Source organism: Mesorhizobium sp. M6A.T.Cr.TU.017.01.1.1, from assembly GCF_004023115.1.
Taxonomy (GTDB): Bacteria; Pseudomonadota; Alphaproteobacteria; order Rhizobiales; family Rhizobiaceae; genus Mesorhizobium; species Mesorhizobium mediterraneum.
Genome location: NZ_RZTA01000042.1, coordinates 19,213 through 31,271, shown reverse-complemented (window position 1 = coordinate 31,271; position 12,059 = coordinate 19,213). Strand labels below are relative to the sequence as shown.

At 61.9% G+C, this 12,059-nt stretch carries 8 protein-coding genes and 1 pseudogene; 1 reads left to right on the top strand and 8 read right to left on the bottom strand.

From position 1 onward, the window contains the following. Positions 1-218 precede the first annotated feature (218 nt). On the bottom strand, positions 219-665 hold the full coding sequence (locus EOB36_RS15780) for a pseudoazurin (protein ID WP_095488977.1): 447 nt from the start codon (positions 663-665) through the stop codon (positions 219-221). Positions 666-808: 143 nt separating this feature from the next. Continuing rightward, the gene (locus EOB36_RS15775; protein WP_128285193.1) at positions 809-2,011 is read right to left on the bottom strand and encodes an NnrS family protein; all 1,203 of its coding nucleotides are present in this window, start codon (positions 2,009-2,011) and stop codon (positions 809-811) included. Positions 2,012-2,236: 225 nt separating this feature from the next. Between EOB36_RS15775 and EOB36_RS15770 the strand changes: the two are divergent. After that, positions 2,237-2,941, top strand: a pseudogene (locus tag EOB36_RS15770) (Crp/Fnr family transcriptional regulator). Here EOB36_RS15770 and EOB36_RS15765 read toward each other — a convergent pair. From EOB36_RS15765 to EOB36_RS15735, 6 genes are all read right to left on the bottom strand, one after another. Continuing rightward, positions 2,938-3,153 (bottom strand): DUF1858 domain-containing protein, encoded by a 216-nt coding sequence (locus tag EOB36_RS15765; protein ID WP_128285192.1) that lies wholly within the window; start codon positions 3,151-3,153, stop codon positions 2,938-2,940. The pseudogene EOB36_RS15770 and the gene EOB36_RS15765 sit on opposite strands and share 4 nt — an antisense overlap. A 96-nt stretch (positions 3,154-3,249) precedes the next feature. Beyond that, complete coding sequence (locus EOB36_RS15760) at positions 3,250-3,588, bottom strand: DUF779 domain-containing protein (protein ID WP_127292052.1); 339 nt, start codon at positions 3,586-3,588, stop codon at positions 3,250-3,252. Positions 3,589-3,654: 66 nt separating this feature from the next. After that, positions 3,655-5,172 (bottom strand): aldehyde dehydrogenase, encoded by a 1,518-nt coding sequence (gene adh / locus EOB36_RS15755; RefSeq protein ID WP_128285191.1) that lies wholly within the window; start codon positions 5,170-5,172, stop codon positions 3,655-3,657. A 145-nt stretch (positions 5,173-5,317) separates the two neighbouring features. Then, positions 5,318-6,277, bottom strand: coding sequence for a helix-turn-helix domain-containing protein (locus tag EOB36_RS15750; protein WP_126105387.1), 960 nt, complete (start codon positions 6,275-6,277; stop codon positions 5,318-5,320). 683 nt (positions 6,278-6,960) lie between these two features. Further along, entirely contained in the window at positions 6,961-10,143 is a 3,183-nt protein-coding gene (locus EOB36_RS15740; RefSeq protein ID WP_128285190.1) for a multidrug efflux RND transporter permease subunit, read from the bottom strand. Then, positions 10,140-11,351, bottom strand: coding sequence for an efflux RND transporter periplasmic adaptor subunit (locus EOB36_RS15735; protein WP_245467814.1), 1,212 nt, complete (start codon positions 11,349-11,351; stop codon positions 10,140-10,142). The genes EOB36_RS15740 and EOB36_RS15735 overlap by 4 nt, the downstream gene beginning before the upstream one ends. Positions 11,352-12,059 lie beyond the last annotated feature (708 nt).

The following is a 12,059-nucleotide window of genomic DNA, read 5'->3' as shown; positions in this document are numbered from 1 at the left end:
AACGTTGATGCAATTTTCTGTGTTTTGGAGACTGCATGTACCAACGTGGACGCCGAACCGGATGGGAAGCCGCGCCTGAGAGAGGGCAACTCCCATCAGATCGGAGGGCATCGGCTCTGCTGCATGAAATCGGGAATGAAATAGGCCGGGCTGGACCTCTCCCCTGGTCCACCCGGCCTTCCCCCGGCCGCCGAACCGGAGGGGATCTGTGAAAAAGGTTAGTTAGAGGCGGTCTTGGTCACTTCGGCGAACAGTTCGGCGAATACTGGTTTGGCTTTTCCGACCTGCTTGACGGCTTCCGCTGCTGCCAGGTTGATAGGCTTACCGACCACGATCAGTGCGACCATGCCCATGCCGTAGTGTGGAGCGCACTTCACGCCATAGACCCCCTCCTGGGTCACGGTCACGGCAATTTCCGCGTTGGGCTTGCCCTTGAAAGCTTCAGCTCCGTCCGGGATCATGCCCTTGATGCTTTCGGCGTTGTGGGACTTGTCGGTCGGCACGAACTTGATCGTGTCTCCAGGCGCCGCCCGAACAAAGGCAGGCTGGTAGACCATTGAGCCCTTCTCTCCCTTGTTCAGCATCTGCACGACATGTTCTTCGGCATTTGCCGCACCGGCGATGGAGAGCAGGGCGATGGCCGCGGCGATCAGTGGCAATTTCATGGGGGATCCTTTCTTTGTTCATCACGGCATCAACCGTTGCGCTCTTCTACGTGACCGAGAGACTTGGAAATTTGCGCTGGCGCAAATTGGCATGCGAAATGTGCATGGGAGAGAGCTGCCTGGTCTAAGGAGCCGGTCGGCCTTCAAACGGCGGTTCTCGGCTGCCTCACTTGCAAACGTGGTCGAATGAGCATCCCGCCGAATAGGCCCGCGTAGCCGATGAAGGATGCGACCCATAGCGCCGCCGAAATGTGGAGAAGCATCGCTTGCGCCGGTGAGAATGCAGCACCGATGCGAAAGAGGGCCGCAAGCGCGATCGCGACAAAGATCACACAAGTGCCGATGCTTGCCCGCAGTTCGCGACCTGTGTGTCCGAGCGTGGCGCGGGTCATGACGGCGAGCGTCATGCAGGCCACCGCTCCGACGCCGAACGCATGAATGCCGGCTACTGCGGGCACTTTCTCGGGCACGAAGACAGCGAGGCCGGCAATCAGGAGGCCGATCGGCACGAAGGCGAACGCGACATGCAGGATCAGCACCAGAGGATCGCGCAGCGCTCGGTCTCCGGCCCACCGGGCAAGCCGAATGGTATTGAGAATCGCCCCCAAGATCAGCATTGCCCCGGTGCCAGCACTGTCTGGAAGAAAGGCCCAGGCCATCAATCCCGCTGCTGAGAGCGTAATCGCTCCCACGTCGAACCTGCCGAACGGGACCGGAAGCCGTCCCGGTCTCTCGCGCGCCAGCCAATTGCGGGTGAAGGAGGGAATAATGCGGCCACCTATGATCATGATGAGGACCACCGCTGCGCCAAGACCGAGGCGGCGGCCGATGTCGGACACGCCTTGATAGTGCGCCTCGGCATGAAACGTCATATTCGCTGCCAGAAGCACCGTCACAGGCAGAAGGACCTTGAGGTTTCGCCAGTTTCGGCCGGCGATGATTTCTGTTGCGACGGCGGCGACAACCGCGAGAAGAAAGGCGCAGTCTATGACGGCGCCGAGCAACCAGCCTGTCTCCGCCGAAAAGAAGACGACGAACCGTCCCGCGCACCAAAGCAATGCGAGCGCCAGCAGGGGAGGGCCCTGCACGGGAAGACGTCCGGTCCAGTTCGGGATTGCAGTTAGCAGGAAACCCGTCACAACAGCCGCCAGATAACCAAACAGCAACTCGTGGATATGCCAGTCCACGGGCGAGAAGAAGCTGGAGGCTTCGAGCTTGCCGTAGAACAAAGGCAGCCAGAACAGGATAGCTGCGCCGGCCTGCAGGGAACCGAGGAGAAAAAATGGCCGGAAACCGTAAGAGAGAACTGCCGGATAGGCGCTTGGCCGCGTGCGTGGAATTGCCATGATATCCCCTGAAATGAAAGCTACGGGCGGACGTGACAGGTCATGTCGACGGCTGCCACTTCGGTCGTTCTATCCTGGCCTGGCAGACGGAATTTGCCGCTGCGCAAACAAGATCGGGAATTTCAGGAAAGGCGCGCGCCTCTTGCCGCCCATCGGTCGCCCATGAGACATTCTCCGACCAGGCGACCTGGATGCGTTGCCGTGGTCAAGTCGGGAGGAACGGAGTTGGGTAGCCTCGATCGCTCGCTGATTGCCGGGTTGTCTGTCTTTGAAGGCATAGCCGCCACGGATCTCGACCGTATTGTCGGCCAGGCCCGGTCACAGAGGATTGCCAAGGACCACCCGGTGTTCCAGCAGGAGCAGGAAGCACATTCGTTTTTCCTGCTGCTCGACGGACATGTGCGCGTCGTGAAATCGACGCCTGACGGCCACGAGGTGACGGTGCGATACATTAGTCCAGGCGAGTTGATGGGCATCGCCCATGCGCTTGGCCGCACCACTTATCCGGCAAATGCGATAACTGCCGTCGATTGCGTAGTTCTTGCCTGGCCGAGCCGCCTGTGGCCGGCATTCGCCGCCGATTTCCCCAGCTTCAGCGCCAACACCTACAAGGCCGTGGGCAGCAGGCTGTAGGATGCCCATACGCGCGTCATCGAGATGTCCACCGAGCAGGTGGATCAGCGCGTCGCCCATGCGCTGCTCAAGCTGATCAAGCAGACGGGCAAAAAGACCGAGGAAGGCATCCTGATCGACTTCCCCATCTCACGTCAGGACATTGCCGAGATGACGGGAACAACGCTCCATACAGTGAGCCGGCTGCTCTCGGCATGGGAAGACCAGGGATTGGTCAAAAGCGGACGCCAGCGGGTGACCGTGGTCGAACCTCACCGACTCCTTCTAATCGCGGAGGGCCGTGAAGAAAAAGGCTAATCCGGGTCGCCGGCGTTCGTCACCGCCAGCAGGTCGCAACGGAGTTCTTCTTCACTCAGATCGTGCTCCCGTGCCGCGTCAGAAACTGTGTGAAACGAAGCAATCGGGCAGCCGACGCAAAGCATGCCGTGCTGGAGCACGACCCGGATGGCCGCCGGCGACCTACTCATGATTTCGTCCATCGTCGCATCGTCGCTGAATTTGTGTTTCATGCTGCTTGTCCGCGCTTTGGAAGCGGACATATTGCATCCGCTTCGCGGGATGCTGGTTGCGCTGAGACAAAGAGGAAGCAGGCCGATGCACCCTCATCACGGTTGAACGGCGCAGATCGTCGACCGCGTCAGGAACCGCTTCTCCCGCCCGTTGTCCAGCGAGAACATGCCGCCGCGGCCAGGCACCACGTCGATAATGAGGTCGGTATGTTTCCAGGCCTCGAATTGCGACGCACCGATGTAGAACGGCGTTTCGCCGATGTGACCGAGCCGCACGTCATGGTCGCTGACGATGAAGCCGGCACGCGGATAGCACATCGGCGAAGAACCGTCGCAGCAGCCGCCGGATTGATGGAACAGCACCGGACCGTGCTCGGCAACGATCTCCGCAATCAGTTCAAGCGCTGCCGGCGTTGCCGTGACCTTGGCATGCATCGCTTTTTTCGATTTCCAGTTTGGGCGCGGCCCCCTGCGGAGCCGCGCCTGTGAGCCAAAAGGCGATCAGAAGAAGCCGAGCTTCTTCGGGCTATAGCTTACCAGCATGTTCTTGGTCTGCTGATAGTGGTCGAGCATCATCTTGTGGGTCTCGCGTCCGATGCCGGACTGCTTGTAGCCGCCGAAAGCTGCATGTGCGGGATAGGCGTGGTAACAATTCGTCCAGACGCGACCAGCCTGGATCGCGCGGCCGAAGCGATAGGCACGGTTGGCATCTCGCGTCCAGACGCCGGCGCCGAGGCCGTAGAGAGTATCGTTGGCTATCGCCAGCGCTTCGTCGTCGTCCTTGAAGGTCGTAACCGAAACCACCGGCCCGAAAATCTCCTCCTGGAAGATTCGCATCTTGTTGTGGCCCTTGAACACCGTCGGCTTGACGTAGTAGCCGCCCGCCAAATCGCCGGGCAGCACATTGCGGGCGCCGCCGGTCAAAACCTCGGCTCCTTCCTGGCGGCCGATGTCGATGTAGGACAGGATCTTTTCCAGTTGCTCGGACGAGGCCTGGGCACCGATCATCGTCGCCGGGTCCAGCGGATCTCCCTGCACGATCGCCTCGACGCGCTTGAGGGCGCGTTCCATGAACGTGTCGTAGATCGATTCGTGAATGAGCGCGCGGCTCGGGCAGGTGCAGACCTCGCCCTGGTTCAGCGCGAACATGACGAAGCCTTCGATCGCCTTGTCGAAGAAATCGTCGTCCTCGGCGACGACATCCCTAAAGAAGATGTTGGGCGACTTGCCGCCCAGTTCTAGCGTGACCGGGATCAGGTTCTGGCTGGCATATTGCATGATCAGCCGGCCCGTCGTGGTCTCGCCGGTAAAGGCGATCTTGGCTATGCGCGGCGAGGATGCGAGCGGCTTGCCGGCCTCGAGGCCGAAGCCATTGACGATGTTGAGCACGCCCGGCGGCAGCAGATCGCCGATAAGATCGGCCCACAGCAAGATGGCGGCCGGCGTCTGCTCGGCAGGCTTCAGAACCACGCAGTTTCCGGCAGCGAGCGCGGGAGCAAGTTTCCAGCATGCCATCAGCAGCGGAAAGTTCCAGGGGATGATCTGGCCGACCACGCCGAGCGGCTCATGGAAATGATAGGCGACGGTATCGTCGTCGATCTGGGAAAGGCTGCCTTCCTGGCCACGCAAGGCGCCGGCGAAATAGCGGAAATGGTCGATGGCCAAAGGCAGGTCAGCCGCGGTCGTTTCACGGATCGGCTTGCCGTTGTCCCAAGTTTCGGCGCGAGCGAGGAGATCGAGGTTTTCCTCCATGCGGTCGGCAATGCGGTTGAGGACGAGCGAGCGCTCGGCCACGCTTGCGCGCCACCAGGCATCCTTGGCCGCGTGCGCCGCATCCAGAGCCGCCTCGATGTCGTGGGCATCCGAACGCGCCACCTCGCACAGCAGCTGGCCGTTCACCGGCGAGAAGTTCTCGAAGTAGCGGCCGGAGTGCGGCTCGGCCCATTTGCCGCCGATGAAATTGCCGTAGCGCTTGTCGAAGGGCGCCTTGACCGAGCGTGAGAATTCAACCTTGTTCATGTGTATTCCTCCCAAAGCTGACGTCGCGGGATGCGACGCTTCGGAAGAGAGACTTGCGATTTCCGCCGCGATTGTCACCGTGTCGACGACAGTGGCCGAGCGGGATGTGTCGCAGAATTGCGACAGTCAGGCGAGGATTCGAAGGTCAGTGAGACCGGTGGACATCCAGGCGGTTGAGCTTGCGATGAAGCGTCGCGCGGCTGATGCCAAGCGCCTGAGCCGCAGCCGACACATTTCCGTCTGCGCGCGCGAGCGCCCGCTGGAGAACACCGCGCTCCGCTTCGGCGAGAACTTCGTGGCCGCTCTCAGCCCAACCGAGCAGATCGGTTGCGGGCATCGGCTTGTCGAGACAATGTTGGGTAATTCCAAGCGCCAGGCGAGCCGACCGGGTCGCGCCGACCACAAGGTCGTCCGCATCAACGGCGATCAGCGCCTTGTCGGTCACCGGCGCCAAAAGAATTCGCGCCTTGGGAAACGCCATCCTGAAGTTCTCGGCCTCGATCCGACGCACCGCGTCGACCACTGCCACCGAAATAAGACTGGCAAAGGCCTCGGTCAGATCGGCCCGGCAGGAAGAGACGTCAAGCGCGGCCACAAGATTCCCTTCATGATCGTAGATTGGAGCAGTGGTGCAGCTCAGCCCCGTGTTGCGCGTTTGAAAATGCTGGTCGCGGTGGATCGTCAGCGCACGCTGTTCGACCAGACAGGTGCCGATCCCGTTGGTGCCCTGGCTCTCCTCGTTCCAGACGGAGCCGGTCCACAACCCCCAGGAATGAAACGTCTCGTCATCCACAGGCGCGCCGCGCCGTTCTACTGGCACCCCGTTGCGATCGGCGAGCAGGACACAGCACCCGACCCCGCCCACCGCAAAATAGAGTCTGTCGAGGCTCGATTGGGCAGCCCGAATGAGCGGCTCGATGCGTTGTCGGGCCTCCCCCAATTCCGCATCCGTTAGGTAGCGGGGAGGACTGCGATCGGCTGGATCGAGCCGGTGCAAACTGGAAGACCGCCGCCAGGAGGCAACCAGCGCGGACTTCGCCGCCGCGTCCGAAGCGATCGCGGCCTGAATGCGATCGGCATGATGACCGGATAGATCCTCGCCCATGCTATCCTCCCATCCCCGCTTCTTGTCGCACCAGGTTCCGATTTCAATCACCGCGTTGTCAATTCGACAGAAGAACCAGATGGGGTAAATCCTCTATGTTCTCCTGGCAGTTAGTGATTTTGGCCAATCGATAGTCGTTCCTCGCCGGTGCCCCCAAAGCCTACCAGCACGAATTGGGCATTCATTGATCGAGAGCAAAGAGGAACGACCATGACCAGCCGCGGGACCGTGCGGAACAATACGGGAAGCTTTTTGATTTTGGCCCACGAAAAAGTCAATGAAATCAACGGCTTTAATGCATCTTCCGGGCCCACCATTCAGTCTGCTCGATTTCCGGGTTTTTCCCCCGTCTCAGAATAGCAGCGACATTTCCGCGGGCTAGCGCCGGGTAGTTGGCAACACTTGACCACGATCCAAGGGCAGGAGAAGCGATCTTGTGCCTGTTTCTATCCTCTATTTTCGCTCCTGTTCGTCGGCCGGCCGACGACCCCAGCGGCGATCGGCTAGATGCGCTTTTCTGCGCGATCCAGACGGCTTGGGCGTGGACGATGTGAAGCGAGCGTACGGCGCGCCGGAACATCTCGATCCGCTCGAGGGATGGATCGCCGATCCATCCCTCCGCGAGATTCGGGAACCCGCCGGTCCGGCTTCAGTCTGAACCCGGCGCCTCATCGGCTCGGCGTCTACTCGGCTGCGCCGCTCTCGGAAGCCAAGGTCGGGCCGGCTTCAGGCCGCCTGCGCCGGAATGTCCTGCGCAGAGCAACGTAGAAGACCGGCGTCAGGAAGAGGCCGAACAATGTCACGCCCAGCATGCCGGAGAACACGGCCGTGCCGAGCGATTGGCGCATTTCCGCGCCAGGCCCGCTGGCGATCACTAGCGGCACCACGCCCAGGATGAAGGCGAATGCCGTCATCAGGATCGGCCGCAGCCGCAGCCGGCAGGCCTCGACAGCCGCCTCGACGGCGTCAAGGCCACGCTCCTCACCTTGGCGCGCGAACTCGACGATCAGGATCGCGTTCTTCGCCGCCAGGCCGATGAGCACGATCAGCCCGATCTGCACGAGGATGTTGTTGTCGAGACCGCGGAAGGCGACGCCCAAGAGGGCGGCCAGCACGCTGAGCGGGACGATAAGCACGATCGCGAATGGCGTAATCCAGCTTTCGTATAGCGCGGCGAGCACCAGAAAGACGAACAGAACCGACAGGCCGAAGATGAACACCGCCGTGTTGCCGGTCTGCCGCTCCTGGAAGGCGAGTTCAGTCCATTCGAAGGAAGTGCCCTGCGGCAGCGATTCGGCTGCGATCCCCTCCATCAGGTCGAGCGCCGTGCCCGTGGCGACACCCGGCGCTGCATTGCCCTGAAGCGGCACGGAGACATACATGTTGTAGCGTTGCACGAGCGAGGGACCGGTGACGTCGCGGATCTCGACCAGTGTGCCGAGCGGCACCAGGTCGCCGGCCGCCGAGCGCACCTTCAGCTTCAATATGTCGTCGCGATCGATGCGGAAAGCCTGGTCGGCTTGCGCCCGCACCTGGTAGACGCGACCGAAAGCATTGAAATCATTGACGTAGGCCGTGCCTAGATTGATCGACAGCGTCTCGAAGATGTTGGGGATCGGCACGTTCAGCATGCGCGCCTTGTCGCGGTCGATCGCCAGGAAGAATTGCGGGCTGGAGGCCGAGAAGGTGGTGAAGACGCCCATCAACCCGGGCGTCTGGTTGGCCTTGCCGGCGATTTCGTTGGCCAGCGCCAGAATCGGCCGCATGTCGGCGCTGTTGCGCTCCTGGAGCATCATCTTGAAGCCGCCGGAGTTGCCGATGCCCCGCACTGGCGGCGGCGGCAGCGCGATGATGAAGGCCTCCTGGATGCTTTGCAGGCTGCCAAACAGCGTGCCGATGATCTTGTCGGAAGTATCGCCGCTCTCGAGCCGTTCCTCGAAGCTCTTGAATGGCGCGAAGATCACGCCGGAATTGCTGGCGTTGGTGAATGTCGCGCCGTTGAATCCTGCGAAGGCGACGGCATTGGCGACACCCGGCGTCTCGCGGATGATATCCGACGCCTTCTGGATGATTGCGTCCGTTCGGGCGAGCGAAGAGCCCTCCGGTAATTGCACGACGACGATCGCATAACCCTGGTCCATGTTCGGGATGAAGCCACGCGGCACCGTCTGCAGCATGTGATAGGTCGCGTAGAGCAGTCCTGCGAAGACGAGCAGCATGGCGGCAAGCGCCAGAGCCGTGCCGACCAGTCTGTGCACCAGCCACGCATAGCCGTCCGCCATCCTGTCGAACCCGTTGTTGAACCCGTTCGCCAGAGCGCGGCCGAACCTTGCCAGGAAGAAGTTCGAATGTTCCTCGGTGTGCGGCTTGAAAAGAACGCCAGCGAGAGCCGGCGAAAGCGTCAGCGAGTTGAATGCGGAGATCGCGGTGGAGACCGCGATGGTGATGGCGAACTGCAGGTAGAACTGGCCGGAAATCCCGGGAATGAAAGCCGCCGGAACGAAGACGGAGATCAGCACCAGCGAGATCGCGAGGACCGCGTTTCCCACTTCATCCATGGTCTTGTGCGCAGCGGCGCGCGGGGCGAGCCCCAGCCGGATGTTCCGCTCGATATTTTCCACAACCACGATGGCGTCGTCGACAACGATGCCGACCGCCAGCACCAGCCCGAACAGAGTGAGCATGTTGAGCGAGAAGCCGAAGGCGAGCAGCACGGCAAGCGTGCCGATCAGCGAGACCGGTATCGCCACGATCGGCACGATCGCCATGCGCCACGACTGCAGGAACACGATGATGACGATCACCACCAGCAGGATCGCCTCGGCGATGGTGACATAGACCTCGTTGATAGATTCAGCGATGAACTCGGTCGGATTGTAGATGATCTCGTAGGCCAGCCCCTTCGGGAAATCCTCCGAAAGCGCCGCGATGGTCTCCTGGATTTCTTCCGCCGAGGCCAAGGCATTGGTGCCCGGCCGCTGGAAGATGCCGAGCGCCACCGCCGCCTTGTTGTTGAGATAGGAATTGGTGACGTAGTCCCTGGCGCCGAGCTCTATGCGCGCCACATCCTGCAGGGAGATCAAGCGGCCGTCCTCGGTCGACTTGACTATGACGTAGCGGAAGTCGCGCGCGTCTTCGAAGCGCCCTTGCGTGGTGACCGTATACTGGAAGGCCGAGCCGTCGCCAATCGGCGGCGCGCCGATCGAGCCGCCCGACACCTGGACATTCTGGTCGCGCAGCGCCTGGACTACGTCGCCTGCGGTCATGCCGTAGGCGGACAGCTTTTCCGGGTCGAGCCAGACGCGCAGCGAATATTCGCGCTCGCCGAAGATCTGCACGTCGCCGACGCCGTCCAGTCTCAGCAGGACGTCGCGCACGCGCGAACGCGCATAATTCGAGACGTAGAGCTGATCATATGTGTCGTCGGGCGACAGCATGTGAATGACCATCATCAGGTCGGGCGAACTTTTCGCCGTGGTGATGCCGAGCCGGCGCACCTCTTCCGGCAGGCGCGCTTCGGCGATCGAGACGCGGTTCTGGACCAGCACCTGCGCCGCGTCGAGATCGGTGCCGGGGCGGAAGGTGATGGTGAGCGACATCGAGCCTTCGCCGGAGGAATAGGACGACATGTAGAGCATGTGCTCGACGCCGTTGATTTCCTGTTCGATCGGCGTCGCCACGGTCGCGGCGACCGTCTCGGCGTCGGCGCCCGGATAGGAGGCGCGCACCACGATGGTCGGTGGCGCGATTTCGGGATATTGCGCGACCGGAAGCTGCGTATAGGCGATGCCGCCGACGAGCACGAGCACGATCGACAGCACCACTGCGAAGATCGGGCGGTTGACGAAGAAATGGGCGAAGTTCATTGCGTCTGCCCTTCGGCTTCAACCTTGGGCGGCAATGTGGTCATCTCGGGCTTGACGGTGACGCCCGGCCGCACTCGCACCAGCCCGTTGGTTACCACGGTCTCTTCGCCGGTGAGGCCCTCGCGGATAACGCGATAGCCGTCGATGCGCGGGCCGGTGCGGACCGGCTTGGCCGAGATCAGGCCTGCCTTGTCGACAACGAAGACGATGCGGCGGTTCTGGTCGGCGCCGATCGCCTCGTCAGGCAGAAGCACGCCCGGATGCGGCAGCGAGGCGGGCACGTTGATGCGGCCGAACATGCCCGGCTGCAGCACGCCGTCCTTGTTGTCGAAGCGCGCCCTGACCCGCATCGTGCCGGTAGCTTCGTCCAGACGGTTCTCGGCGAAGTCGAGCTTGCCCTTGAACGTCGCTTCATCACGGTCGGCGACACGGACGACAACATCGACGCCGCCGGCGCCCTCCTGCATGACGCCGCCGCGCTCGCGGGCGTCGCGCGCATAAGCGAAGTAGGACCGCTCATCGATGTCGAAATAGAAGTCGATCGGGTCGATCGAGACGATGGTGGTCAGCACGGTCTGGTCGGCCTGCACCAGATTGCCCGGCGAGACGAGCCGGCGATTGACCCGGCCGGAAAACGGCGCCTTGATCTTGGTGAATTCGAGATCGAGACTTGCGTTTTCAAGTGCCGCCTCCGCGCCGTCCAGTTGCGCTTGGGCGGCGAGATATTCGCGGCGGCGGTCGTCCAGTGTCGAAACCGGTATGTTGCCTTCGCGCGACAGGGTCTCGGCGCGCTCGAACTGCATCTTGCTGAATTCGACCAGGGTCTTGGCCGAGTCGACCTGCGCCTGCGCCTGGTTCAGCGCCGCCTTGAACGGCCGCTGGTCGATGGTGAACAGGAGGTCGCCCTGCTTGACCAACGTACCGTCCTGGAAATGGACCTGGTCGAGATAGCCGCCGACGCGGGAGCGCAGCGAAACCTGGTCGACGGCTTCGAATCGGCCGACGAACTCATCGTCCTCGACGATATCGCGCACCACCGGCTTGGCTACCGTGACGACGGGCGCGGGAGGCGCTTCCTGCGCCTGTGCGGCCGGGGCCGCGAGCAAGCCGATCGCCGCGAAGGCCACGGCGGCGAGCCATTTTGCAGGGACGTTTCTGCTGGAGGGGGCGGCCAAAGAATCGTGGCGGAGGCGTGCAGTGTGAACCATGGTTACCCCTCGTAATCGGCTCTTCATGCGAAGTCCGTAACATCTAGGCAGCGGGTGTGCCGCACAAGTCAATTTTTTGAACTGACCACCACAACCGACAGCTTGCTATAGAACAAACATCGAACATCATCAACCTTGACAAGGAAGCGGCTAACCGGGGAGCGCGAACGCAAATCTCGCGTTTATCCGCTGCGTAGGCATCGCCATGCGCTCGAGCTAAAAGCGGATTTGACGAGCCATTGCGCATCCCGACGTCCGGCGGTTCTGTCGGGAGGACTGGTTGAGCCTTTTTCTCCTTCTCGTCGAAAGCACTGGACGCAGACCTGAATCAAGAATTCTGTCTTCGAAAGACCTCCATGCAGTGCGTGCGGTGATCGGAGGCAACGACGTGCGAATAGGCGGGTTTTTTGACCCATTGCCGACTTTGCTTGCTGCCGGAATGAATGTCCGGTTGCCGAGACAACTTGCGCCGCTCACCTGCCCCTGGGTGCTTGTGATGACATGATACCGATGACCGCTGACCCGCAAAACACGTCGCTCTCCGGGCTGGGAACCGCACGGCTCGCGGCAAAGGAGGAACGCTATGGCGGTCGTGGCACCGTCGTGGGCACCGAGGCGCGATCATGTCCGTGACGTGCAGTGCTCCAGCGACGGTGCTGGCGATCTTCCGATGGTTGTGCGCACACTGCCGGGCGGCTTTCGCCATGG